This window comes from Collinsella sp. LCP19S3_H3 (genome assembly GCF_052119145.1).
Taxonomy (GTDB): Bacteria; Actinomycetota; Coriobacteriia; order Coriobacteriales; family Coriobacteriaceae; genus Collinsella.
The window spans coordinates 19,325-46,189 of sequence record NZ_JBQKFW010000016.1; the positions used below are offsets into that span (position 1 = coordinate 19,325).

The 26,865-nt window shown below is 58.4% G+C and carries 18 protein-coding genes and 1 rRNA gene; 4 read left to right on the forward strand and 15 right to left on the reverse strand.

The annotated features are described in order from the left end of the window. Positions 1 to 118: 118 nt before the first annotated feature. From ACTQZF_RS08195 to uvrA, 11 genes are all read right to left on the reverse strand, one after another. Positions 119 to 1,039 carry a dihydrodipicolinate synthase family protein gene (locus tag ACTQZF_RS08195; RefSeq protein ID WP_427718650.1) on the reverse strand — a complete coding sequence of 307 codons (921 nt, stop codon included), beginning with the start codon at positions 1,037 to 1,039 and terminating at the stop codon, positions 119 to 121. Positions 1,040 to 1,107: 68 nt separating this feature from the next. Continuing rightward, entirely contained in the window at positions 1,108 to 1,959 is an 852-nt protein-coding gene (locus ACTQZF_RS08200; protein WP_441555014.1) for an acetylxylan esterase, read from the reverse strand. Next, positions 1,952 to 2,929: an acetylxylan esterase gene (locus ACTQZF_RS08205; protein ID WP_427728772.1), complete on the reverse strand. Its 978-nt coding sequence runs from the start codon at positions 2,927 to 2,929 to the stop codon at positions 1,952 to 1,954. The genes ACTQZF_RS08200 and ACTQZF_RS08205 overlap by 8 nt, the downstream gene beginning before the upstream one ends. An 80-nt stretch (positions 2,930 to 3,009) precedes the next feature. Then, complete coding sequence (locus tag ACTQZF_RS08210) at positions 3,010 to 3,837, reverse strand: ABC transporter ATP-binding protein (protein WP_154517508.1); 828 nt, start codon at positions 3,835 to 3,837, stop codon at positions 3,010 to 3,012. Then, positions 3,838 to 5,853, reverse strand: a complete 2,016-nt coding sequence (locus tag ACTQZF_RS08215; RefSeq protein WP_154517511.1) for a dipeptide/oligopeptide/nickel ABC transporter permease/ATP-binding protein — start codon at positions 5,851 to 5,853, stop codon at positions 3,838 to 3,840. A 3-nt stretch (positions 5,854 to 5,856) separates the two neighbouring features. Next, a complete protein-coding gene (locus ACTQZF_RS08220) occupies positions 5,857 to 6,813 on the reverse strand; it encodes an ABC transporter permease (RefSeq protein WP_370450641.1) in 957 nt (318 codons plus the stop codon). Positions 6,814 to 6,970: 157 nt separating this feature from the next. After that, positions 6,971 to 8,578 (reverse strand): ABC transporter substrate-binding protein, encoded by a 1,608-nt coding sequence (locus ACTQZF_RS08225; protein ID WP_441015871.1) that lies wholly within the window; start codon positions 8,576 to 8,578, stop codon positions 6,971 to 6,973. Positions 8,579 to 8,942: 364 nt separating this feature from the next. Next, positions 8,943 to 10,829, reverse strand: a complete 1,887-nt coding sequence (gene uvrC, locus ACTQZF_RS08230; protein WP_154517564.1) for an excinuclease ABC subunit UvrC — start codon at positions 10,827 to 10,829, stop codon at positions 8,943 to 8,945. A gap of 60 nt (positions 10,830 to 10,889) precedes the next feature. Beyond that, a complete protein-coding gene (gene murJ / locus ACTQZF_RS08235) occupies positions 10,890 to 13,187 on the reverse strand; it encodes a murein biosynthesis integral membrane protein MurJ (protein ID WP_441555015.1) in 2,298 nt (765 codons plus the stop codon). A gap of 3 nt (positions 13,188 to 13,190) precedes the next feature. Beyond that, positions 13,191 to 13,691: a Cys-tRNA(Pro) deacylase gene (gene ybaK / locus ACTQZF_RS08240; RefSeq protein ID WP_427718664.1), complete on the reverse strand. Its 501-nt coding sequence runs from the start codon at positions 13,689 to 13,691 to the stop codon at positions 13,191 to 13,193. A gap of 134 nt (positions 13,692 to 13,825) precedes the next feature. Then, positions 13,826 to 16,705 carry an excinuclease ABC subunit UvrA gene (uvrA, locus tag ACTQZF_RS08245; RefSeq protein WP_441555016.1) on the reverse strand — a complete coding sequence of 960 codons (2,880 nt, stop codon included), beginning with the start codon at positions 16,703 to 16,705 and terminating at the stop codon, positions 13,826 to 13,828. Between the two features lie 193 nt (positions 16,706 to 16,898). Between uvrA and ACTQZF_RS08250 the strand changes: the two genes are divergently transcribed. The 4 genes from ACTQZF_RS08250 to ACTQZF_RS08265 all read left to right on the forward strand — a co-directional run bounded on the left by ACTQZF_RS08250 (position 16,899) and on the right by ACTQZF_RS08265 (position 23,021). Then, complete coding sequence (locus ACTQZF_RS08250) at positions 16,899 to 19,052, forward strand: LTA synthase family protein (RefSeq protein WP_441555017.1); 2,154 nt, start codon at positions 16,899 to 16,901, stop codon at positions 19,050 to 19,052. A gap of 145 nt (positions 19,053 to 19,197) precedes the next feature. Next, positions 19,198 to 20,028 (forward strand): Mrp/NBP35 family ATP-binding protein, encoded by an 831-nt coding sequence (locus ACTQZF_RS08255; protein ID WP_427794829.1) that lies wholly within the window; start codon positions 19,198 to 19,200, stop codon positions 20,026 to 20,028. After that, on the forward strand, positions 20,029 to 21,300 hold the full coding sequence (locus ACTQZF_RS08260) for an NAD(P)/FAD-dependent oxidoreductase (RefSeq protein ID WP_441555018.1): 1,272 nt from the start codon (positions 20,029 to 20,031) through the stop codon (positions 21,298 to 21,300). A gap of 80 nt (positions 21,301 to 21,380) precedes the next feature. After that, positions 21,381 to 23,021, forward strand: a complete 1,641-nt coding sequence (locus ACTQZF_RS08265) for an NAD(P)/FAD-dependent oxidoreductase (protein WP_441555019.1) — start codon at positions 21,381 to 21,383, stop codon at positions 23,019 to 23,021. A 65-nt stretch (positions 23,022 to 23,086) separates the two neighbouring features. Here ACTQZF_RS08265 and uvrB read toward each other — a convergent pair whose 3' ends face one another. From uvrB to rrf, 4 genes are all read right to left on the reverse strand, one after another. Continuing rightward, complete coding sequence (gene uvrB / locus ACTQZF_RS08270; RefSeq protein WP_441555020.1) at positions 23,087 to 25,327, reverse strand: excinuclease ABC subunit UvrB; 2,241 nt, start codon at positions 25,325 to 25,327, stop codon at positions 23,087 to 23,089. A 51-nt stretch (positions 25,328 to 25,378) separates the two neighbouring features. Then, positions 25,379 to 25,960 (reverse strand): lytic transglycosylase domain-containing protein, encoded by a 582-nt coding sequence (locus tag ACTQZF_RS08275; RefSeq protein WP_427795966.1) that lies wholly within the window; start codon positions 25,958 to 25,960, stop codon positions 25,379 to 25,381. After that, positions 25,953 to 26,594 carry a dephospho-CoA kinase gene (gene coaE / locus ACTQZF_RS08280; RefSeq protein ID WP_441555021.1) on the reverse strand — a complete coding sequence of 214 codons (642 nt, stop codon included), beginning with the start codon at positions 26,592 to 26,594 and terminating at the stop codon, positions 25,953 to 25,955. Before coaE ends, ACTQZF_RS08275 begins: the two co-directional genes overlap by 8 nt. Before the next feature lie 192 nt (positions 26,595 to 26,786). Then, positions 26,787 to 26,865: ribosomal RNA gene (gene rrf / locus ACTQZF_RS08285) — 5S ribosomal RNA — on the reverse strand; the annotation flags it as partial.

A 26,865-nucleotide genomic window follows, 5' to 3' on the forward strand; every position in this document is an offset into this window, starting at 1 on the left:
CGCCGCAGCTTGCTAAAGGCTTCCCGAGTGCCCGGGGTTGGGGTGAAAGCGGTCGGGCATTGACCTAATGGGTCACGCTCGATCGCTTGAGCCCCAAGATCGGGTGCCCGGGAAAGCTTTACAGGAGACCGTTGTCCTGGAGGACCTTCCTAATCGCCTCGACGTTCTCGCCGGTCATGGCCTTCACCGGGCGCGGCATGGTCGGGCTGTCGAAAATGCCCATGAGGTTCATAGCGGTCTTGAAGGCGCCAACGCCACCGGCATAGCCCTGGACGCCCGAGGTGACGTCCCAGATGTGCGAAATCTCATTGAGGCGATCCTGCTCGGCTTTGACGGTAGCCCAGTCACCAGCCTGAGCGGCCTTCCACTGACGCACGTAACCCTCGGGCTCAACGTTGGCGAGACCCGGGACAGAGCCGTCGGCGCCACCAAGGTAGGCACCGTCGACGACGACCTCATGGCCGGTGAGAATGCTCATCGGATGGCCGTTCTTCTCGTTCTCCTGAACGAGGTAGCGGAACGAGACGTCGTCACCCGAGGAATCCTTGACGCCAGCAAGGACGCCCTCGGCGCCGAGCTTTGCAAGGAGCTTCCAGGGGAGCTTGGTGTGAACGCACACGGGAATGTCATAGGCAAAGATGGGCAGGTCGAGCTCCTCGTGCAGGATGCGGAAATGCTCCTCGACCTCGGTCATGCCCTGCAGGGCATAGAACGGGCAGGTGGCGACGAGCGCATCGGCGCCCAGCTCCTGAGCAACCTTACCGTGCTCAATCATGCGCTCGGTCTCGGTATCGATGATGCCGACCAGAACAGGAACGCGGTGGTCGACGATTCGAACGGCCTCGGCGATGATCTGTCGACGACGCTCGTCGGTGGAGAAAACGACCTCACCCGAAGAGCCCAGGAAGAACAGGCCATCGACGCCGGCGTCGATCATGCGGTTGATGCTGCGCTCAAAGGAGGCAACGTCGAGCTGGTGATCTTCGGTATCGGGAACAACGACGGGAGGAATAACGCCGGTGAATTTCTGAGTTGCCACAAGAATCTCCTTAGTTGTCTGGCGGGTGGCCCTATGCCGCCCACTCTTGTTGGCAGTGTCCAGGCCGTCTAGGCCAAAGAACACAGGTAGAACGCTTGGTTAAAGAAGTCGACGACTTCGTTTTCGAACGCATTGATGCGTTCGTGAGCATATTTGGCATAGATAATATGCCTCCGGTCACACTCAAGACCGTTGAATACGGCAAACTGACCCTTGGGATCGCTCACGGCATCCATGAGCGATGTACCCATGAGTACCGATCCGCGCACCCGAGACGACAGCGCTTCGAGGCCGCCGGGAAGCGGATTGGCAACCGCCGTGCAGGCAAGGCCCCGCTCGTCTAGAGCAGAAACCGCCAGCGCGACTCCACCGCCAAGGCCCTCGCCCCATGCAAAGATGCGGTCGGGGTCCATGCCATCAAGATTGCGCGCGACCTTTGCCATTGCACAGCCCCAGCGGACGCGTTCAACAAAAACGGGCGAGGTAACCCCCTGCTGCAGCTCGCTGAGCCCAATCACATCGTCGTCCAGCGCAAGCACGGCATATCCCATGGCGGCAAACCTCGTCATGTGATGCCATCCACGTACGGGTCGGTCGATGTCGTGAAACATCAGGCATAGCGGCACAAGCTCGGATGCCCGGGCGCAACCTGAGGGCTCAATCAAACGGCCGTGTACGACTTCCCCGGCAAGTTCAAAGGAAACCTCGGAGTAGCACGCCCACGGATTGGCGAAATCAATCGCCGTGACAGTCAGTCCGCAAACCTCAAGGTCCGAAGCGGCTGCCTCCAACTCGGAAACATCCGCCAAGGCATCGCCGCGCCAATCACGGAAATCGGAGAGCCTTGACGAAACCGTCCCAGAGATCCCCGCAAGCTCGGGGTCAATCAGCTCATTGACATTGCTCTCGCACTTAGACATGAGCCTCCCCTTCCTTGCAGAAAAACGGAATGATCAGATCGTCAAAATCCTGAATCTCCTCGTGGCCAAAGCCCTCAAAGAACTCATGGCGCTTCTCACAGGTCAGGTTGTTGTAGACCGCAAACTGCGTCGCCGGTGGACAGACGATATCGGCCGTTCCCGTGCCAAACAGCACGGGGCATTTGACCATGGGGGCAAAGTTCTTGGAATCGAAATACGCCAGCTTGGCATAGGCCTCGTCAATACGAGTCGAGTCCTCGTCAAACCAGCGAGACCAATAGCGCAGGCCCTCGTAGGCAATGTCGTCGGCATCCAAATCCCAGACCAGGCGGAAATCCGACAGGAAAGGATAGAGGATGGCGGCACGATTGATAAGCTCGCTGTTAAGCGCGCAGGTCGCAATGCCCAAGCCACCGCCCTGCGACGCACCGTTCACAAAAACACGGGCAAGATCGATGCCCTCGAGCTCGCGAACAATGCGGCACAGAATGCGGATATCCTGATGCAGGCGTACGTAGTAGAGATTGGCCGGGTCGCCGTCGATACCGGCAACGATATGCCCGGCAACCGTTGTGCCTTCAAATCCACCAATATCCTCGGAGGGACCACCCTGACCGGGGCAGTCGAGGGCGACAAGTGCCATGCCCATACCCGCAAACGACGCCTGCTCGAACCAGCTGCGGCTTGCGCCCGGATAGCCGTGGAACTGTAGCACCAGCGGCACGGACTCGTCCGAAACCGGCTTGAGATACTTGGCATGCAGGCGGGCGCCACACATGCCGGTATACCAGAGGTCAAAAAACTGGCAGGTCGCAGCATCGGCAATCGATGCCGCCTCGACCGAATAGTCGATCTCGACGGCGTCAGCCTCGGCCATGCGGTCGTTCCAAAAGAGATCGAAATCTGATGGACGAGGCATGGCGCCCCGATAACCACCAAATTGCTGTTGTAGCTCCTGAGCGCTTGGCATGGCTCGTGAACCCAACCTTTCGAAATCGCAACGAGGGTGCGCCCGGCAAGGGAGCCGGGCGCACAGGAGGGAAAGCGAACCTACTCGCCAAGCTTGGGGTGCAGCAGCGACGGCGCAGCACCGAGCAGCATCTTGGTGTAGGGGTCCTGCGGGTTCTGGAAGACCTGCTTGGCCTCGCCCTGCTCGACGATCTTGCCGCCGTTCATGACGATGATGTCGTCAGAGATGTAGCGGACCGTCTGGATGTCATGGCTAATGAACACCATAGCCAGGCCGAGCTCCTTCTTAAGATCGGTCAACAGGTTGAGGATCTGCGCGCGGACCGAAACGTCCAGAGCCGAGGTGGGCTCGTCGGCGATGATGGCGTCAGGGTTCAACGACAGGGCACGGGCAATTGCCACGCGCTGGCGCTGACCGCCCGAAAGCTGGCCGGGAAGAACCTCGGCGGCAGAGCTGGGCAGACCGGTGAGCTCCAGGAGTTCCTTAACGCGCTTCTCCTGCTCGGCCTCGGTACCCAGGTTGTGGACGCGCATGGGGTCGAGCAGCTGCTCACGAACGACCATGCGAGGGTTGAGTGCCGTCGCGGGGTTCTGGAACACGACCGAGATGACGCGGCCCATGTGACGACGATCCTCGGCAGTACGCTTGGTGACGTCCTTGCCCTTAAAGTAGACCTTGCCACTCGTGGGGGCCTGCAGGCCGCACATGACATTAGCAGTGGTGGACTTGCCGCAACCGGACTCGCCGACGATGCCGATCGTCTGACCGGGCATGAGCTTAATGGTCACGCCTTGGACGGCATGAACCAGATTGGGGTGCAGGATCGAACCGGTACGGGTCCTAAAGGTGACGTGGACATCGTCAAGGAAGATAATCGGCTCGACGCCGTTGACCGCAGTCTCGCTCATCTACATCACCTCCGCATGAGGGGTCAAACCATTTGCCTTGAGCACCTCATCGGGGAGCTCGGAATAGAAGTGCTCGGTGCCGGGCACACGCTTGAAGACCGGACGGGTGTCCAGGCCGATGTGCGGATGGCTTGAGCGGGGCGCGAAGCGATCGCCCTTGGGGAAATCGCGCGGGCTGGGGACGGCGCCGGGCACCTGGTGCAGGCGGCCCGAACCGCTCTCGATGGACAGAACGGAGCCCAGAAGACCGCGGGTGTACTCGTGAATCGGGTTGGTGAGCAGCTCCTTGGTGGGCGCCTGCTCGATAACCTGACCGGCGTACATAACCGTGATGTTATGGGCGACCTCGGCGACCAACGCCAGGTCATGCGAAACGAAGATCATGGCAAAGCCGAGCTTGGCCTGAAGATCGTTGAGCAGCTTAATGACCTGCTTTTGGACGGTAACGTCCAGAGCGGTCGTGGGCTCGTCGCAGATGACCAGCTTGGGGTCGCGGGTAAGGGCCATAGCGATCAGAACGCGCTGACGCTGTCCACCGGAAAGCTCGTGCGGATAGCTCTCGAGCGTGCGCTTGGGATCGAGGCCGACGAGCTCCAGGAGCTCCTCGGCGCTGCGGGTGCCGCCGCGCTTGGTGAGCTGCTTCATCTGGGCGGAGATGAGCATAGAGGGGTTGAGCGAGGACAGAGCGTCCTGATAGACCATGGCGATATCGGTACCGCGCAGGCCGAACCACTCCTTCTTGCTCATCTTGAGCAGGTCACGACCCTCCCAGAGGACCTCGCCGGAAAGATGCTCGTCCTCATCGGTCAGGCCCATGATGGCCAGCGTGGTGATGGACTTACCGCAGCCGGACTCGCCTACCAGGCCCATGGTCTGGCCGGGACGGACGTCAAAGTTGACATGGTCAACCACGTTGATATCACCGTGGTGCTCAAACTGGATGCAGAAATCGCGGACCGAAAGAATCGGCTCAACGGACTCATCGGGCACATGGCGGTCGTTACGCTTGAGCTCGACATCGCGCAGGGCGCCAAGACGGGCGGACAGGGACTGGGCCTGCTCCTTGTAGGCGCGAACGGGGTCGGAGACCAGCAGGTCGGCCTCGCGGCGCTTGGAGGAATCGGTCGGATCCAGAGCGGCGGAAGGAGCAGCGGCCATAGCGTCGGTAATGCCCTCGGAGAGGATGTTGAGCGCAAGGCAGGTGATCATGATGGCCAGACCCGGGAACAGCGCCTGCCACCAACGACCGGCGAGCACGCCACCGCGGGCGTCGGCGAGGATGTTGCCCCACGTAGCAGTGGGCTCCTGGATGCCAGCGCCGATAAAGGTCAGCGAAGCCTCGAAGATGATGGCGTCGGCGACCAGGGTAACGGTGAAGACCATGATCGGGGCAATGCAGTTACGAAGAACGTGCTTGATCAGAATCCACGGAGCCTTGGCGCCGGAGACGATGACCGCGCGGACATAGTCCTCACCGTACTCGGATACGATGTTGGCACGCACGATACGGGCGATCTGCGGGGTGTACATAAAGCCGATCGCAAAGATAATCGACGGCACGGAGTTGCCCAGGATGGAAACGAAGACGGCTGCGAGGGCGATACCCGGGACAGACATGATGATGTCCAGGATGCGCATAATCGTCTCGGAGACGGCCTTGCGCGAAACCGCAGCAAGAGCACCGACAACGGAGCCACAGACCAGAGCCATAGCGGTAGCACCAAAGCCGATGATCAGCGAGTAACGACCACCGTAGAGCATACGCGAAAGGATGTCACGGCCCTTGTCGTCGGTTCCGAAGATAAACCCGTTGCCGGGAGCCTGGCGAGCCGTAAAGATCTCGACCGGGCTATAGGGGGCAAGCAGGGGGGCAAGAATCGCAGTCAGGGCGACCAGCACCAGCACGATGGCGGCAATCTTAGAAGACAGCGTCATCTTCTTCCAGCCACCGAGCTTGAGCCCCTTGGAGGCAGCCTTCTCGAGCTGCTCGGTTTGCTTCTCTCGAATCTTTACCATAATCTACACCGTCCTGATGCGCGGGTTGATGAGCAGGTAGAGCATGTCAACCACGATGTTGATGATGATGAAGGCAAGAGCAACGACGATGACGACGCCCTGAACCAGGTTCGCCTCGTTGCCCTGAACGCCCTGCAGGATCGCAGTACCCATGCCGGGGAGGTTGAAGATGACCTCGATGACGACGGCGCCGCCCATGAGATAGCCAATCTTAAGACCGAGGGTGGTGACCGGGGTGATCAGCGCGTTGCGAAGAACGTTGATGCCGACGACGACCTTCTCGGGAACGCCGGCGCCGCGAGCCATACGGACATAGTCCTTGTCGAGCTCCTCGACCATGGCGGTACGCACGATACGAGTCATCTGACCCGTCAGCGGAAATGCCAAGGCGATGGCGGGCATGATCATGCGTCCCAGATAGCCAGCCGGATTCGTGGTGAAGTGCGGCAGGGCACCCGATGCCGGGAGTACCTTAAGGTAGGAAGAGAACAGCAGGATCAACAGAACGGCAAGCCAGAACGACGGGGTTGCCAAGCCGGCGATGGAAAAGACGCGGATCACTTGGTCCGGCCATTTATCGCGATACAGTGCCGCGATGACGCCGAGCAAAAACGATACGACCGCACCGATGGCAAGACCGATGAAGGTCAGCTGCATCGTGACGGGTAGGGCCGTGGAGATGCGCTTGGCAACGGAGTTGCGAGCAGCACCATAGGTGCCCATGTCGCCATGGATCAAATTGCCCATATAGCGCACGTAGCGCACGGGCCAGGGGTCGTCCAGACCATACTTCTCATGGTACTCGGCAACCGCCTCGGGCGAGGCACCGTCACCCAACGCCGTGTAGGCGGGGTCGGTCTTGGAGAACGACATAAGGAAGAACACCAGGACGGTGACGCCCAATGCCATGATCGGCAGCGCCACGAGACGCCTTCCAATCAAACGTAGAAAGTTGTTCACGTTCTCTCCCCTTTCTTTTGTCGGTAGGACCAACTGGTATATGAGTACGGACACTCATTACAAGACCCGAGCGACATCGTTGCCGCCCGGGTCTTTGTTTCAACTATGAGGATACGGTCCCAACGGCCGACATCCTGCATATAGACTCAAGCGAGTCTTACGCCTTGACGGTCGCGACACCCTTAAAGGACATGCTCGTCGTGCCGATGCCCTTGAAGCCATCGAGGGCCTCGCCGTTGGGCGCAGTGGACGGATCGTTCCAGGAAGCGGAGACGGTCTTAACGTGGACAACGGGGTACAGAACGGCGTTGTCGGCGATGATGTCGAAGCACTCGTTCCACTTCTTCTGCTGCTCGTCGCCCTCGGCGGCAAGAGCCTCGTCCATAAGGCCGTGGAGCTTCTGCCACTCAGCGGACTCCTTCCACGGGCAACGGGTCTGCATCCAGACGTTGTCGCCGTACCACCAGTTGAGCAGCAGGTCGGGGTCTGCGCCGAAGCAGGAAGGATCGCCAGGGGCAAGGAGGATATCGTAGGCCTCGCCGCCGTCGATGGCAGCATAGGTGGCCGGCGAAGTATCGGTCTGGATGGTCACATCGAAGCCGAGAGCGTCGAGGTCGTTCTTGACCTGGGCAGCCATACCCTTGATCTGCTCGTTATCGGTGGTGCGCAGGGTAATGGCGCCCGGGGTGATACCGGACTCCTCGATAAGCTTCTTGGCCTTCTTGGCGTCGGTCTTGTACACCGTGGAGGCCTCATGATAGTTGGTGAAGCTCTTGGGCAGGTAGCAGCTGGCAGCGGTAGCAAGGCCGGCGAAGGTGTTGCTGATCATCTTCTCGGTGTCGAGCGCATACATGACAGCCTGACGGACCTTGACGTCGTTCCAAGGCTCCTTGGCGACGTTGAACATGATGAAGCGGGTGCCGAAGCCCTGGACGTTGTCAATCTTGCAGCCAGCGCCCTCGAGCTGGTCGACGGCGTCAGCGGTAACGAGCTCCATGACGAGCGTGGAGCCTTCCTGCTGAGCGGTGACGCGAGCGGTGGGGTCGGTCAGGATGCTGTACTGGATCTTCTTATCCTCGGCAGCATACTCACCGTTGTACTCGGGGTTGGGAACCAGGGTGATCTCGGTATCGGAGATAGAATCGTACATCCAGGGGCCGGAGCCGATCGGCTGCTTGGCGCGATCCTCCTCGCTCTGGGCGGCAGGAGTAACGCGAATAATGGCCAGACGATCCTTGAGCAGGGAGAAGTTGGGGACCTTGGTCTTGACCGTCACGGTGCTGGCATCCTTGGCCTCGATGGACTCGAAAGGCTGGAAGAACGGAGCGTAGGTGGCAGAAGCGGCGCAAGCGGTGTAGGAGGCGACGACGTCGTCAGCGGTAACCTCGGTGCCATCGGAGAATTTGGCGCCCTTGCGGATGGTGACCTCGAAGGTGGTGTCGTCCACGGACTTGGGATCATCGGTGGCGAGCTCGTTGAAAGTGCTGTAGTCGTGGTAATCGATGCCGTAGAGGCCCTCGACGACGTGCCAGTTAGCGCCCAGGCCCACGGCGGAGCCAGTGCTGGCGGGGTCGAAGCTGGACGGAGCGTAAGCGGAACCGGCAGTGATCACGCCGCCGCCACGGTTGGCGGAATCGGCGGGAGCGGAACCCTCGTCGCTAGAGCTGCCACCGCAGCCAGTGAGACCAAGGCCGGCGACAGCAGCGACGCTGCCGGTGAGGCCGAGGAACGAACGCCTGGACATACCCTTATTGATGATGGCCATGTCTTCTCCTATCAATAGAGAATCTTACCCGGGAGCACCTAAACTTGCCCCCGCGCAACTTGCGGACGATATATACCTTACCTACCGACAAACCCAACTGAGGTGCCGCGCTCGGCGACCGATACATACATACGCTTGAACGGTATTTACTACCGTTCACCGAATTCGTTGACAAACGATACAGCAGACAGTATGTATCGGCGAGGTGAGATATCAGTCTTCGTCAACCCGCAGGATAGCAGGGTTTTCGCTTGGGTTAGTCAAACGTTTTAGCGTTAATAAAACCCGAAACCAGCAGGCAATCATGGCGAAATAAATGGTTGAAAATCGCGCAATCATGTATATCAGTTGTTTATGCTCGTGTTTAGCTATCGGAATGGCCAGCCGCGGCCTCGGCGCGCTCGGCATTCCATGCAACGAGCGCCTCGTGGACCGCCTTGGCAACATCGGCAGGTATGCCGCGAACTTCCGCGATCTCTTGCTCACTCGCCGCGCGCAACCGCTTCATCGAGCCAAAATGGCGCATAATTGCACGTTTTCTAGTGGGTCCCACGCCTGGAACGTCATCGAGTACCGAAACCGTCATGGCTTTATCGCGCAATTCGCGATGGAACGTGATGGCAAAACGGTGCGATTCGTCGCGCACCTGCTTGATGAGATAGAGCGACGCAGACCCGGTCGGAAGTACGACAGGAGTCTCGTCCCAAGGCACGAAAACCTCCTCATCGGCCTTTGCCAAACCACAAACTGGTATATCGAGTCCAAGGGCCTCAAGTTGCTTAATTGCAGCCGTCAATTGCGGCTTGCCGCCGTCGACAACGAGCAAATCGGGGCGCGAGCCAAAACGTTCGTCGGTCATCCGCTCGGGAGCATAGCGACGCCCCAAAACCTCGGACATCGAAACGAAGTCGTTCGCCTCGTCCAATTCGGCCTGGATTTTAAAGCGGCGGTACTGGCTCTTGTCGGCGTGGCCGTTGGTAAACACCACCATCGAGGCGACCGTAAAGGTGCCATGAAGCGTAGAGATATCGAAGCACTCGATTCGCATTGGCGGCGCAGGTAGCGCCAAGGCGCTCTCAAGCTCCAGGAGCGCTCGATTGGTGCGATCGTCGGCGTATCCCGTGCGCATCATATAACGCATGAGGGCATGACGCGCATTTTTAGATGCCATATCGAGCAACCGGTGTTTTTCGCCGCGCTGAGGCCTATGGAGATGACAGGAACGCTCGCGCTTGTCCGAAAGCCACTCCCCTAGCGCCTCCGCATCCTCAAGCTCGACGGAAAGGTTCACCTCGGCTGGAATATCAGCCGTCTCGTCGTAATAGCGCTTGAGAAAACCCGACTGAAGCTCCTCTTCATCGACATCCAGGCCCTTATCGAGAATGAACTCACAGGTTCGAACCGTTCGCCCCTCGCGCACAACAAATACGCAGGCGGCCGAAATGGTCTCTTCTCGATAGAAACCAATCACATCGAGATCGACACTCGACGGAAAAACGACCTGCTGTCGGTCGTCCAGGCCCCTAATAACTTCCAAGCGACGCTTGACGCGCGCCGCCCGCTCAAAATCGAGCGCTTCGGCGGCGTCCGTCATCTCGGATGTAAGCTCATCAACGACATCTTTACGATGGCCCGACAAAAATCGCTCGACGCGTTTAACGTTTTTAGCATAGTCGGCTGGAGAGATCGCACCGACGCATGCCCCCGGGCCGCGGCCAACATGGAAGTCAAAGCAGGGACGCCCGTTTTGAGCGCAAATCATATTGACGATATCTTCTTCGCCCTTGTGGGACTCGACGATACGGCGGCATCGACGCCATTCCGCACAAGAAGCCGAGCAGATCGGGATTACCTTGCGCAGCGTATCAATGGTCTCGCGCGCCGCGCGGCTGTCGGTGTAGGGACCAAAATAACGCGTTCCCGGCTTATGACGCTCACGAGTATATTTAATAGCTGGGAACAGATCGCTCTTGGTGATAGCGATAAAGGGATAGCTCTTATCGTCCTTAAGGTCGACATTAAAGTACGGATGATATTGACCGATCAGGTTGCGCTCGAGCACCAGCGCCTCGTGCTCGTTCTCGACAACGATATAGTCAAAGCTCGCAACCAGTTGCATCATCAGTGGAATCTTTTGGCGCTCGTCCTGCAGCGTCACATATTGACGCATGCGCGAGCGCAGATTTTTAGCCTTGCCAACGTAAATGACATCGCCCTTGGCATCTTTCCAAAGGTAGCAGCCAGGCTGCATGGGCACACGCGAAACCTGTTCGGCAAGCGTTGGAATGTTGTCATGACCTGCCACGACTGCCTACCTGCGGCGAAGAAGCGCGGAGACCTCAGGCATCTTTAGAAGGACGGCAAGGCCAAAAGTCACGGCAAGTGAAACCATGCCCGCGATGCAAACATAGCCCAAGGTAATAAGAATCGATCCGCCAAGCGCTCCGACAAAACTCTCGAGCGCCCACAAAACGCCGGCACCCGCTGCGGCACCCAGGCCGCCGAGCAAAAGGCCATAGAAGCAGCCGTGCAGAATAGATTTAACCTGAAGACCCTGCAGACGACGACGCAGCCACCACAGCGAACAGCCGACCAGAATCACATAGTCGACAACATACGAAATCGCAATCGCAGGCATGCCATAGCCCAGCACCACACCAAACAGCAGAACCGAACCAGCCTGACCGATAGCAGAGTATAGGCAATAGCGGCTATAGGGCTTCATGTCGAGCAACGCCGAGAAGCTCTTCTGCATCAACACGACCACGCCGTAGAGCGGCAGGGAGAGCGCCAGATAAACCAGAAACTCGGACACAAGCGCCACACCCGACTCGTCGAACTTGCCGGCGCAATAAATCATGTTGAGCGGACGGGCAAACACAATGAGATATAGCGCGAAAGGAATCAGGAAGAAGAGCATCTGGGCCACGCCGCGCGAGATACCAACGCGCACGCTGTCATAATCCTTTTCCTGGGCATCGTGCGAAAGCTCGGTATAAAGCGCCGTCGAGAGCGAGGCGGCTATCAAGGCATAAGGCAGTGTGTACCAAAGGCGCGCATAGGCAATTACAGAAGGACCGGTCTCGGGCTGCACCACCAGCGCGGCTGCGTTGGTAATGGAAGTCGACACGAACATGCATACCGTAGCGAGCAACGTCGGGACGCCGAGCGCGAGCGTCTGTCGCAGTGCAGGATCCTTAAAGTCGATATGAATATGAGGCCGGACACCATGCTTACCGAGTGCGGGAATCTGGCACGCCATCTGGACAAAAACGCCAAGCGTCGTGCCGAGCGAAATCAAAACGACGCCCGCTTGCTCACCAAAGCAGGCAGATACGGGAGCGAAGCCCATAAAACTCGCAATGACAATCACATTGTTGAGTACCGGGGCGAACGTCGACCAAAAGTAGTCACGATGCGCGTTAAGAACGCCCGAGAACACCGAGCCCAAGCCGTAGAACAAAATCTGAATGGCAAAGAAACGGAACATGAATGCAGCGGTATCCATGCTTCCGCCATCGCCCGAAAGGAACGACTGCGTCCAGATAAAGCCCGGAGCAAACACGGTGCCCAACACCGAAATGCCGCCCAGCAGCAAAAGCAGGATGCCGAGCAGATTACCTACGTATTCGTTTGAGGCGTCGCGACCCTGCTCACGACGCACGCCCATGTACACCGGCAAAAAGGCGGTAACCAACATACCGCCCATCACGAGCTCATAGAGCATATTGGGCAGGTTGTTGGCGACCTGATAGGAAGACGAAAGCAGCGACATGCCGATGGCGGCAGCCATAGCCCAAGTACGGATAAACCCGGTGACGCGCGACACAATGGTCAGTGCAGTCATGAGGCCGGCAGAGCGGCCAACCGTAGAGTAGTCCGACGAGCCCATATCATCTACGTCGTCCTGTGATTGGGGGCTGACTTCAGTGTGTTGTCGAGAATCAACCTCGATATCAGGCTCATCGATTATCGCGAAGGGGTCGTCGACCAAAACGGCATCATCGGCAGAAAAAGCTCCGTCAACAGGCGTGACATCGTTGTCAAACGAAGCGTCATCGTTAGCTACGGCATTATTACCAAACACCGTGTCAACTTCCCTGGCGGCAGCGGTTCGACCAGAAAACGACAAAGGACCCCAATCATCGTCCTCAACAGCAACGCCCTCGACCGGATCGGTCGAGCCGAGCGGTGACCACTCGTCATCCAAAAGCAACTGCTCGCCATCACCGTCGGTTGCAGGCCTCGCGGGACGATCGGCTGGGACACCCTGCAGTGCGCCCTTTCCCTGAGCCGCCATCAAAAACACCGCCGTCTCATCGGGACGCGGCGCACGAGACGCCCCGGCGTCAGGCATCCGTCCGGCACGGGATTGAGCCGCGGCCAAAAACACCGCCGTCTCATCGGGGCGAGCCGAAGAGAGAATCGTGCGGGGAGGCACCGTACCGGCACCGGCGGCACGCAAATACACAGCCGTCTCCCCTGGATCTGCAGCAACGGACCAAGCGTTTCGAATCTGGTCATCGACCGAAGAAGCCTCAGGCGCGGGCGTCTGAGAAGCCGAACCCTTTGCAAAGTGAGCTCCGCGCTTCGATTCTTCCTGCGGCATCGCTCAGTCCTCTCTCGTGATCGGGGCAACCGTCGCCCCGCAAAATGCAACTAAGTCGTCGGGGGCAAGCTCAAGTTGATAGCCACGCTTACCGCCTGAGATAAAAATGGTATCCCAAAGGACGCATGTCTCATCGATCAGCGTCCGAAAGCGTTTTTTCATGCCGACTGGACTGCAGCCGCCCCGGACATACCCCGTCGCGGCAAGCAAGTCCTTGACATGCATCATGGTCAGCGACTTTTCACCAGCGGCGCGCGCGGCGGCCTTTAGGTCAAGCTCGTCGGCAACGGGAATACAGCACACAACGTGTTCGTTGGACGGCGTCACGCAAACCAAGGTCTTGAACCCCTGGCCAGGCTCCTCGCCAAGTTGTTCCAAAATTGCGACGCCTAAACCCACCGACTCATCGCCATCGTCTTCATACGTATGGAGAATATAGGAGATGCCGGCGTTTTCCAGCTCGCGCATCGCATTGGTTTTCGGCGTCTTTGCAGCCTTTGCCATGGCATGTCCCTTCCCTCGCATTCGAACGTAACGCCTAAGTATATGTCCAATTTAGCCGCATACGTCATCTCGACACACAGAAGCGCCACCGAATCGAAAGGAATCGGTGGCGCTTCTCGTACGACGGCGTCTCTTTACTGGGCGTCGAGTTGTGCCTGACGCTCGCGGTCGCGCTTGAGCAGCGGTGCCAAGAACTTGCCCGTGTAACTCTGCGAACATGCCGCGACCTGCTCCGGCGTACCCGAGACCACGACGGTTCCGCCGCCATTGCCGCCCTCGGGACCCATATCGATCAGGCGGTCGGCAACCTTGATGACATCAAGGTTGTGTTCAATCACCAGAACCGTGTTGCCCGCATCGACCAAGCGCTGCAGCACATCGAGCAGCTGGCGGACGTCCTCAAAATGAAGGCCGGTCGTCGGCTCGTCCAAAATATAGAACGTCTTGCCCGTCTGGCGTCGATGAAGCTCCTTGGCGAGTTTCACACGCTGCGCCTCGCCGCCCGAAAGCGTCGTGGCAGGCTGCCCCAAACTCACATAGCCCAAGCCAACGTCATACAAAGTCTGAAGCTTGCGCTTAATCTGCGGGATATTCCCAAAGAAGGCCAGCGCCTCGGTGACGCTCATGTCGAGCACGTCCGAGATGGTCTTGCCACGGTAGGTGACCTCGAGTGTCTCGCGGTTGTAGCGTTTACCGCCGCAAACTTCGCAGGGAACGTAGATATCGGGAAGGAAGTGCATCTCGATCTTGATCTGTCCGTCGCCCTTGCACGCCTCACAGCGCCCGCCACTCACATTAAAGGAGAAACGGCCCGGCGAGTAGCCGCGCGCCTTCGACTCCGGCGTACTCGCAAACAGCGCGCGAAGATCATCCCACAGGCCAATATAGGTAGCAGGGTTGGAACGCGGTGTGCGGCCAATCGGCGACTGGTCGATATCGATAACCTTATCGATACACTCGATGCCCTCGATTCTCTTATACGGACCCACAGGGCGCGTCGAACGGTGAATAGCATTCGTAAGGGCAGGCGCAATGGTGTCGGTAACCAGGGAGCTCTTGCCCGATCCCGACACGCCGGTAACAACCGTAAGCGTACCAAACTCGATCTTGGCAGTAACGTTTTTGAGGTTGTTAGCTCGAGCGCCCGTAATTTTAAGGCAGCCGCGACCGGGCTTGCGCCGTTCATCAGGCACCCGGATCATTCGTTTGCCGGTCAGATAAGCGCCCGTCATCGACTCAGGACACGCCATGATATCGGCAGGCGTTCCCGCCGCGACTACGTGTCCGCCGTTGACGCCGGCGCCGGGCCCCATGTCGATCACGTAGTCGGCGGCACGGATCGTGTCCTCGTCGTGTTCGACGACGATGACGGTATTGCCGATATCGCGCAGACGCTCAAGGGTCTTGATCAGGCGCTCGTTATCGCGCTGATGAAGGCCGATCGATGGCTCGTCCAAAATGTACAGGACACCCATGAGGCCGGCGCCGATCTGTGTTGCCAGGCGAATACGCTGCGCCTCGCCACCAGAAAGCGTCGCCGAGGCACGATCGAGCGTCAGATAGTCGAGTCCAACATCGACCAGAAAACGCAAGCGCTCCAGGATTTCCTTGACGATGCGCCCGCCGATAAACTGTTGGCGCTCGGTGAGCTCCAGGCCCTCAAAAAACTCGAGCGACTCACGGCACGACAGGCAACAAACCTCGTAAATGGACTTGCCGCCCACGGTGACGGCGAGCATCTCAGGGCGCAAACGAGCGCCGTGGCAGCTCGAGCACGGTTCCTCGCGAATGTACTTCTCCAAGCGCGCCTTGGTGTTCTCGTTCGTCGTCTCGGTATAGCGTTCGTACAGGATGTTGCGAACGCCCGAAAACTTGGTATCCCACTGGCTACGACGTCCGTCGAGCTTTTGGTAGTCAACCGAGATCTTCGTATCGCCCAGGCCATCCAAGAATGCACGACGCACGCGAGGGGGCAAGTCCTCCCACGGCGTATCGGCGCTTACCTTAAAGTGTTTACAGACCGCAGCAAAAATCTGCGGGTAGTAGTTCGAATTGCCAAACAGGCTACCAAAGACTCCGTCGGCAATGGACTTCGAGGGGTCCTCGATCAGCGCCTCGGCATCAACGGTTTTCTTAAAGCCCAGGCCGTCGCACTCAGGACATGCGCCATAGGGAGCGTTAAACGAAAAATCACGCGGCTGAAGATCGTCAATGGAGTGTCCATGCTCCGGGCACGCCAAGGCCAACGAATACTCCAGCAGCTCGCCCTCGGTCCCCTCGGGAGCATCACGATCGGGCAGCATGTACACATTTACATTGCCGTGAGCCAGCGCGGTCGCCTGCTCAACAGACTCGGCGATACGGCCCAGAGAGTTCTCACGGATCACGATGCGATCGACCACGACCTCGATATCGTGCTTGAACTTCTTGTCCAGATCGATTGGATCGTCGAGCGAGCGCACTTCACCGTCGACACGCACGCGGCTAAAGCCCTCGGCGCGAAGGTCCTCAAACAGTTTGGTGTACTCGCCTTTTCGCCCGCGCACCACCGGTGCCAGCACAAACGCGCGGCGACCCTCCCCCGCCGCCAAGACCTTGTCGGCAACCTGGTCGGTCGTCTGGCGCTCAATGACGCGGCCGCATTCGGGACAGTGCGGGGTGCCCACACGGGCGAACAGCAGGCGCAGATAGTCATAAATCTCGGTTACGGTGCCAACCGTCGAGCGAGGGTTTTTAGACGTCGTCTTTTGGTCGATCGACACCGCCGGCGAAAGGCCGTCGATTGAATCCAAGTCGGGTTTGTCCATCTGGCCCAAGAACTGGCGCGCATAGCTCGAAAGGCTCTCGACGTATCGACGCTGGCCCTCGGCATAGATAGTGTCAAATGCCAGCGAGCTCTTGCCCGAGCCAGAAAGACCGGTAATGACCACGAGTTGGTCACGCGGAATGGAAACATCGATATCACGGAGGTTGTGCTCACGAGCGCCGCGAATAACGATAGAAGAATCAGACATGGAAGCTCCTTGCCTCCTATTGCATCGAATCATACTGCCGATGAGTTTAGCGCACTCGACGCGCACAGATGTTCGTAATACAAGATTCGCAGACCTTTAGCTTTGCGTATCGGGCGCTTTGTTTCTCGAAATGCCGTGGAAAGGTTACAGTAATCAAATACTGAACTTAATTTGCTGTAACAGAGGAACGTCCATGACCGAAGATATCCCCCTTGAAATCACTTCGAGCGACATGGCCAATCTGCCCATATTCATCGCCGTCCTTATCGTGGCCACCGTCGTCGTGCGCGTGTATTTTTCAATCAAACACAATGAAAAGCCGCCCATTGCCCGCGTCTTTTGGTGCGCGACGCTCCTCATCCCGCTCGGCATGGTAGCTGCATGGATTACGAATCAATTGCTCGTAAATGAGGGCAGTTCCCTATGGGTCCTTTCTTATTCGGCGCTCGGTGCTGCCGCCGTCATACTTCTTGTCGAGCCTTTGGTTTCGGGACTTATCGACCAAACCGATCTTGCGACGGGAACGGTTGCCTGTATTTGCCGTGACATCCTTGTCATCGCCGCTGTTTCAGCGCTCTCGTTCGTTTCACTCGAAATTTCCTGCAACGAAACGTTCTATCGCATTCCCGCCAACTCATTCGGGTTTTCCGTCGGGCTGCTCGCGACGGTTCTGCTCTCCCTTTATTTGCTGGGACAGCGTCATGGAGGCGTCATGGTCCTCGTGCCCGTCGTCTGTTGCATCCTTGGCATTGCCGAGCACTTCGTCATAACGTTTAAAGGCGAGGCCATCCTGCCAAGCGATATCTTGGCCCTTGGCACCGCAATGGAAGTGAGCGAGGGATACGAGTTTACCTTTACCGCCGGAATCGTAACCTCTCTAGCCCTGCTAGAGATTTCCCTGGGGCTTCTTTCGCTTATTCGACCGCGAAAGGTCCGTACGCCCACCCATGTCTTCCCCGCAATCGCCGCCAACCTCTGCGCTTTTCTGCTAGTGACCGTTGTGGGGCTCTCGGGCTTTTCCAGCATCGACTTGGAGCAGGCACTGAATTTTGGATTTGACCGTTGGCAGCCCATCACCACGTATGCGTCTCAGGGTTTTATCACTTCGTTCACCGAAATGGTCAACGAGTTGCCCATTGAGAAGCCCGAAGACTATACGCCCGATGAGGCGCAGAGCATCGAGCAGGAGCTCGCCGCCACCTACGACAGCACGTATGGCTCGAGCGAGCAGCGCGCGGCGGCCGTTGCCCAGTTCAATGAAATCAAGCCGACGATTGTTGCCGTCATGAACGAGAGTTTTAGCGACCTTTCGTGCTTTGAGCAGCTCCAGGCGGCCGGGTACACCGGCCCCGCATTCTACAACTCGCTTCCCGACACACTTGTTCGCGGCACCATGCTCGCTTCGGTCGCCGGTGGCGGAACGGCGAACTCCGAATTCGAATTTTTGACCGGAGCGACAACGGCCTTTGTCGGATTAGGCAAAATCCCCTATCAGCTGTATCAGATGAATGGCGTCAACAGCCTGGCAAAGGACCTTAAAGAGCTTGGGTATACCGCTACCGCTATGCACCCGCAAAACCCCGTCAACTACCATCGAGATAAAATCTATCAGCAGCTGGGCTTTGGAGACTTTCTTTCAATCGGCGATTTCGAAGGTGCGCCCTGTTACCATGCCGGCGTATGCGACTACGCCACCTACGACAAGATACTCGACCTGCTTAGAACCGACGAAGCCCCGCAGTTCATCTTTGACGTTACGATGCAAAATCACGGCGGCTACGACTATGGCACCGTTCCCGCCGAAGAGCTGACAAACTATTGGGTCGAGGGAGCCAGCGAGGGCGCCAATAGCGCGCTCAACACCTATCTTACCTGCATCAACGCATCCGACCGGGACCTCGAGTACTTTATCAACGAGCTCCGCAATATCGGCAGACCGGTTGTCCTTGTCTTTTTTGGCGACCATCAGCCGAGCGCCGCAACGACTCTCAACGACGAGCTGTACCCTCAGGAAGATACGGCAAGCCACGCTTTCCGTATCTATCAGTCGACCTATTTCGTCTGGGCTAACTATGAAATCGCTGGCAATACCGAGCTCAACGTCTACGACACCGTCGGGGCAAACGAGATTGCAGCCATTACCCTTAATAAGATCGGCGCCCCGCTCACCGACTATCAAAAGGCTCTGCTTGCAACAAGGTCAGATGTGCCCACCATCAATGTCGCCGGCTATCTTGGTGCCGACGGGCTGCGCTACGATTTGGAATCTGAAGACAGCCCATACGCCTCGACGATCGACAAGCTGCAGCGCATGCAATACCTCGAGTTCGCCAGCAAAGTTCAGTAAGCCCGCTCATTCGCTTGGGCCCATCGTATTGCAAGCACGCTCGGCCCAAATGCATCACAAATGACTCCCGCTCGCAAACGAGGGTACAATGACGCTCGTGTCACATCACGGGGCCCCGGCCCCAACATATACAAAGGAGTCATACATGGGTTGCGAGCACGCACAGGCCGCCGGCGGACAAACGTCGCCGTCGCAATTTGAGGAGAACACGCTGTCCGAGGTCAAACGCGTCATCGCCGTGCTTTCCGGCAAGGGCGGTGTCGGCAAGTCGTTTGTCACCGGCGCCATCGCCACCGAGCTTGCCCGTCACGGCCACAAGGTCGGCGTCCTCGATGCCGACATCACCGGTCCCTCTATCCCCAAGATGTTCGGTATGAGCGGACGCCACGTCCATGCCCTTGGCAACCTTATGCTGCCCGAAATCTCCGAGCACGGCGTCAAGGTCATGAGCTCCAACCTGCTGCTCCAAAACGAGACCGACCCCGTCCTTTGGCGCGGTCCGGTCATCGCAGGCGCCATTAGGCAGTTCTGGAGCGAGACCTCGTGGGGCCCCATCGACTACCTGCTGGTCGACATGCCTCCGGGAACAGGCGACGTCGCGCTCACCGTCTTCCAGTCACTGCCCGTCGACGGCATCGTCATCGTCACGAGCCCGCAGGATCTGGTCTCGATGATCGTCGCCAAGGCGGTTAACATGGCCGAGAAGATGAACGTCCCCATTCTGGGCATTGTCGAGAACATGAGCTATATTGAGTGCCCCGACTGCGGCAAGAAGATCGAGGTCTTTGGCAAGAGCAAGCTCCCCGAGGTCGCAGAGCGCTATAACCTCGACATCTTGGGCACGATTCCCATTAATCCGGCACTCGCCGAGGCCTGCGATAAGGGCGAGGTCGAGACCGCGCTGCCCGACGGCATGTTGCCTCAGGCAGTCTCTGCCGTCGAGGCCATTGCCCCGCACGAGACCGACGAGGCCTAAGTGAACACGAGCGCCTTCTATGACGTCCTGGTAATCGGCGGCGGGGCTTCAGGCCTCGCCGCCGCCATTACGGCCGCACGCGCTGGCAAAAGCGTCTGCATCGTTGAGCGCGATGTCGCCTGCGGCCTTAAGCTCCTTGCGACCGGCAACGGTCGCTGCAACCTCTCCAACGAATCGATTGAACCACAGCGGTATAACCACCCCGCATTCGTCGAATCCGTCATGGGCCCCCAGCCCGAACAAGAGCTTATGGGTTTCTTCTCCTCGCTGGGCATCATGACAACCTCCGAGGAAGGCCGGCTGTACCCGCGCTCCCTTCGCGCCGAATCGGTACGCGACGCGCTTCTCAACGTTTGCGACCGCCTAGGTGTCACCTTAATCTGCGGGGCCAACGTTGCCTCGGCGCACAAAGCTTCCGAAGGCTGGGCACTCCAAATAAACCGTCCAGCGCGGGCGCTCAAGGCAAAAAAGCACGACGACCGAAAATCGGAGCTCCGCTCGCTTCGGAAAGCACTCGCCGATGTCCCTCGCAAGAACGAGGCCCTGGAGGCACATGCCGTAATTATCGCCACGGGTGGCAACCCCACCGGTATCGCCGATACGTTTAGCCTCCCCCTCACTTCGCTGCGCCCCATCCTCTGCCCCGTATCGGCAACGGTCGTCGGCGATCGGGCGGCACTCAAGACGTTGGATGGTCTGCGCGTCCGCGCCCGCTTGACGCTCACCCGTAACCATAGTGAGCTCTGGCACGAAGACGGTGAAGTACTGTTTCGAACCTTCGGTATCTCGGGCGTCGCTGTCTTTAACCTCTCCCGTCGTATCCAGCGCGGCGATACGATCCTGCTCGACGTTTTCCCCGACCTCTCTAAAGACGAGTTGCTCGATATGCTTAACCGGCGCGTTAAGCTGCTCGGCGGCTTTTCGCCCCGCGATCCCCGTTGGCTCGACGGCATGCTCGCCCCGCAACTCTCCCGCGTCGTCTGCACAGCGTTCGAGCAGTGCCATCCAGGCTCCAACGATGTCATCCACCTGGTCTCGATCCTCAAGCACTTTAAGTTGCTCGTCGAGGGAACAGCCGAGGAGCGCTCGGCGCAGGTCACGCGGGGTGGCGTATCTGTCGAGAGCATCTCAACGCCCAGTCTACGCGCGCGCAGCGTTGTCGACGCCCCGCTATACGTCTGCGGCGAAGCGCTCGACATCGACGCCGATTGCGGAGGCTTTAACCTTGCGTGGGCCTGGATCTCGGGCATTCGCGCTGCAAGCAGCCTGTAGCCGCACAGTCTATAATCAAAAACGCATTCGGGCCGTCTGGGATACCGGACGGCCTCTTTCTTGCCTCTAAGGAGACCTCGATGATCGAAATCACCCAAGTCAACGCGTCACTCGATGAAGCCGGCGATGAAAATGCCTGCCTCATTGTTGGCAAGCGAGTCGCCAAGCGCGTCCTGCGTTGCAAGGACTCCGAGATCAAGTCCATCGAGCTCCACCGCAAGTCAATCGACGCTCGCAAAAAACGAGACGTCCATTTTATCCTGAGCTTTCGTGTTGAGCTGACTAGTCCCCACCTCGAGCGAGAAGCGATCGACAGCGTTGCCGAGCGTGACCGCTCGCGCGTACGCGCGATAGAAGACGATGAGCCTTCATTCCCCTCCCCCGTTTCCGGCGCACCCAAAGAGCGCCCCGTCGTCGTCGGTGCCGGATGCGCCGGCCTTTTCGCCGCACTCACCCTTGCCGAAGCAGGTCTGAAGCCCTTGCTCATCGAGCGCGGCGACCCGGCATTTCGCCGCTCGCAGGCGATCGACCTCTTTCTAAAGGAGCGCATCCTCGACCCCGAGAGCAATATTCAGTTTGGTCTGGGCGGCGCGGGGACCTTCTCGGACGGCAAGCTCAATACGGGAACCAAAAATCCCGCCCATCGCCTCATCCTCGAAACCTTCGTCGAGGCGGGTGCGCCCCGCGATATTCTGTGGGATGCCAAGCCGCACATTGGCTCCGACATCCTTCCCACGGTTGTTACCGCTATATCCCAGCGCATCGAGCAGCTCGGAGGTGTCGTCCGTTATCGAACAAAACTCGTCGACATTCGCATCGACGCGTCTGGCGCCATCATCGGTATTGATGTCCAATCGTCCCAAGACGCCGCTTGCGAGCCAATTGAGACAAAGCACCTCATCCTCGCCTGCGGGCATTCTGCTCGCGATATTTTTGAACTCCTTAAGGACCACAACGTGGCCCTCGCACAAAAGACCTTTGCCATGGGCGTTCGCATCGAGCATCCGCAGCGCGACATCGACCGAGCCCAATATGGAGCCTCGGCGGGACATCCTGCCCTCGGAGCAGCCCCCTACAAACTCGTCGCCCATCTTCCCAACGGCCGCAGCGTGTTCTCGTTTTGCATGTGCCCCGGCGGGCAGGTTGTCGCCGCCTCTTCCGAGCAGGGCCACCTGTGCGTCAACGGCGCCAGCCTCAATGCCCGCGACGGCCGTAACGCAAATGCCGCCCTGCTCGTTAACGTCACGCCCGAGGACCTTCCCGACGATGACCCGCTCGCCGGCATCGAGCTCCAGCGCGCCTGCGAGGCGGCCGCCTATCGCCTGGGCGGTTCCAACTGGAACGCACCGGCACAACTCGTCGGAGATTTCCTCGCAGGACGCGCCAGCAAGGCGCCGGGAAAGGTAAAGCCCACCTATCCGCTCGGTGTGACCTGGACGGCAATTGACGAAGCCCTGCCGCAGCATATCGTCGAGTCGCTCCGCCTGGGACTTCCCCTACTCGGAAAAAAGCTACGGGGCTACGACCGCCCCGATGCCGTTCTTACCGGCGTGGAGACTCGTTCGAGCTCACCGGTCACTGTCACCCGAGACCGAACGTGCCATGCCGTGTCGACCCCGGGCCTCTACCCTTGTGGTGAGGGAGCTGGATATGCCGGAGGCATCATGAGCGCGGCCACCGACGGTATCCGTTGTGCCGAAGCCCTGATCGCAGACCTCTAGCGAACGAATTCCAGCGCGCAAAAGACACAGGCCCCGAGCTCCCTATGGAGCTCGGGGCCTGTTCGCTATTTCTTAAACCGTGCACCCTGGCGTTTTCTACCCGATGCGAACGTGGAACCCTTGCGGGCCTGCGAACGTAAGCGCTCGATCGTCTCGTCCTCAGACGCACCCTCGAGCATCGCCCGAATCTGAACGACAGCATCACGCAGGCGCGCCGCCTCCTCAAAGTCCATGGCGGCAGAAGCGTTACGCATATCCTCTTCCATGGTTTCGACGATCCGCACAAGCTCGTCATGCGGTAGTTCTTCCAACTGCTCCGCAAGTGTCTGCTCGGTCGCCGCCGTTTCCGGCACACCGCCCTCGCCCGACTCATCGGGCGTATAGAATGCGCCATGGCCAAGAGAGTCGCCCTTCGAGCGTCCCTTGGAGCCCACAGTTTTTTCGGCCTCGGCAATAAAACTTGAGATGTCGTTGATGGCCTTGCGCACTGTCTTGGGCACAATGCCATGTTCTTCGTTATATGCCATCTGAATCTCGCGACGACGCTGCGTCTCCTCGATGGCCGCTTTCATCGAATCGGTCACAACATCTGCATACATGATGACTTCGCCATCGGCGTTACGGGCCGCACGGCCAATCGTCTGAATCAGCGAACGACGGTTGCGCAAGAAGCCTTCCTTATCGGCATCGAGAATTGCCACCAGTGAGACCTCGGGAAGATCCAAGCCCTCGCGAAGCAGGTTGATGCCAACGAGAACATCGATCTTGCCCTCGCGCAGCGTTCGCAGGATCTCGACACGGTCCATTGTCGCCGTATCAGAGTGCATGTAATTGACCTTAATGCCCGCATCAAGTAGATGGTCGGTCAGGTCCTCGGCCATGCGCTTGGTCAACGTGGTCACCAGCACGCGCTCCTTGCGGGCAACGCGCTCGCGAATCTCGTCCTCAAGATCGTCAATCTGACCGCGAACGGGACGCACGTCGATCTTGGGATCGAGCAGGCCGGTCGGACGAATAATCTGCTCCACGTCGTTTTGGCTCACCCGCAGCTCGTAGTCGCCCGGCGTTGCCGAAACATAGATGAACTGGGGGATTCTCGCCTCAAACTCATCGAAGCGAAGCGGACGATTGTCGAGCGCCGAGGGCAGGCGAAAACCATGTTCAACAAGCGTAACTTTGCGCGATCGGTCGCCTTCGTGCATGCCGCGAATCTGTGGCACCGTCACGTGGCTCTCGTCTATGATGCAGAGCATGTCCTTGGGAAAGTAGTCAATCAAGGTAAACGGCGGCTCACCCGGCTTACGCCCGTCTAAATGGCGAGAGTAGTTCTCGATACCGTTGCAAAAACCCATGGTCTCGAGCATCTCTAAGTCATAATCGGTGCGCTGCTGCAGTCGTTGCGCTTCGAGCAGCTTATTGGTCGCCTTGAGCTCCGCGACGCGCTTCTCGCACTCTTCACTGATTGACTTCAAGGCCGCCTTGACCTTGGGCTTCTCGGTCACATAGTGCGATGCCGGCCACACGGGAATAGCCTCATACTCACGAAGCATCTCACCGGTAACCTCATCGATTTCGGCGATAAGCTCGACCTCATCGCCAAAGAACTCAAATCGCAACGGATGCTCGGCATAGGGCGGATACACATCGACAACATCACCGCGCACGCGGAAGGTGCCACGCGCCAAGTCATAGTCGTTCCGGTCGTACTGAATGTCGATGAGCGCATGGATAAAGTCATCGCGCTCGAGCGGTACTTTCTTGTCGACATTCGGCGCCAGCCCCGCATAGTCCTCAGGAGAGCCGATGCCATAGATGCAGGACACCGAAGCAACGACAATCACATCGCGTCGAGAAAGCAACGAGGCGGTCGCCTGATGTCGAAGCATCTCGACTTCTTCGTTAATCGAAGCATCCTTCTCGATATACGTATCGCTTTGCGGCACATATGCCTCGGGCTGATAGTAGTCGTAGTACGAGACGAAGTAGACCACGGCGTTGTTGGGAAAGAATTCTTTGAGCTCGCTCGCAAGCTGGGCGGCGAGGGTTTTGTTGGGGGCCATGACCAGCGTTGGCTTACCGAGAGCTTCGATGGTCTTGGCCATGGTAAAGGTCTTGCCCGAGCCGGTCACGCCAAGCAAAACCTGATAGCGGTCTCCGTCCCTCACACCCTGCACAAGCGACTCAATGGCCTTTGGCTGGGAACCTGCAGGCTCATAGGGAGACACGACCTCAAACGGTACCTCAGAGCCCTCAACGCCAAAACGTTTGAGCTCTCCGCCAACACGCTCAACTTCAAAATCCGCCATGGATACTCCTAACTCATACATCTGCAGTATACGCAGGCGGCAGGCATAGTCCTATACGAACCGGTCAGGATAGAGGGTCTTATAGCGAACCCAGGCATTATTGACACGAATCAAATAGGCTTGCGTCTCGGGAAAGGCAATCGCGTTATGGAGCGATGTGTTTTGCTGCGCCCACCCATCGACATTGCCCATTCCGGCATTGTAAGCAGCAATAGCGCTATCCGTCGAACCATTGAAATATGTCAGCAGGTACGAGAGGTACGCGCACCCAAATTCGATATTCGAAGCGGGGTCATTCAGGTTATCGGCAGAATACTCATCCCCGTCGACAAGGCCCTTAGCGATCATATCCTGAGCGGTTTCGGGCATAAGTTGCATGAGACCTTGGGCGCCCTGGTTTGATTCCGCCTCGGGATCCCAGTTTGATTCCGACTTGATGACGGCACACACCAGATACGGATCGAGATTATGCGAAATACTGGACTGCTTTACATACGCCTCATAGTCAATCGGATAGAACGGTTTAAAGAAAGCGGCGGGAGCACACGAGTAAACGAGCGAGATAAGGCCAAAGACGAAAACGACAACCAGCGGCACAAGGCGATACCACGTAAAGAAACGCGTCTTAGGCATCTGTCGTCTCCTTATCCATAGCATCCATAAGGCCATGGCGAGCAAGCCACGCGTCCAGTTGTTCAAAGAGCGAGCTGTCGCCCGCTGCGTTATCAATCACGGTCGTGGCGAGACTGCAAAGCGAAGACTCATCGGGTTGGCAAGCACAGCGAGCATCAAAATCGGATGGTTCCATACCACGGTGAATAGCGCGTTCGCGACGGACCGCTAAAGGAGCGCTAACAACCATAATTTCATCCGCAAGGCCAAAGGCGTCCTCAAAGCCAGTAGGAGCAGATACTTCGACCGCCGCAAAGGGATAGCGGGGAGACGAAACCGTACAGCAAACAGGATCGAGAATCCTCAGCGAAAGCTGCTCAACGAGAACGGGGTGCACAATACTATTGAGCCTTGCAACCGTATCGAGAGAAACAAAAGCTCGAGAAGCGAGGACGTTACGTCGAACACCGCCATCCTCGTCCAAAATATCCCAGCCAAACTCTTCAGCAAGAGCATTGACGATATCCGACCCCGGCACGTACAGCGATTTGGCAAGAACGTCTAAATCGATAAGCAGGGCTCCGCGAGATTCCAGAAAGCGGCAGGCAGTCGATTTACCCGAAGCAATATTGCCCAAAACGAAAACGGTAAACATCAAGCCCTCCCTAACGTCAATGCGAGTAATTATCGCGCAAATACAAAGCGACGGTTCAAAAAACAGCCAAACAGTAAGAGAGTCAAAGGAAGAGTCCGTTCACAAAGCACAGCTTGTATATAGCGCAAAAAAGGGGGAGGCCGCGAGGCCTCCCCCTTCCCAGTCCAAGCGCACGGCTCGGTGCCGTCCACCGGTCAGCGGCGCCCTGGCCTCCCACGGGCTGGCCCCGCAGTACTCTCGGCGCGATGGGGCTTAGCTTCCGGGTTCGGAA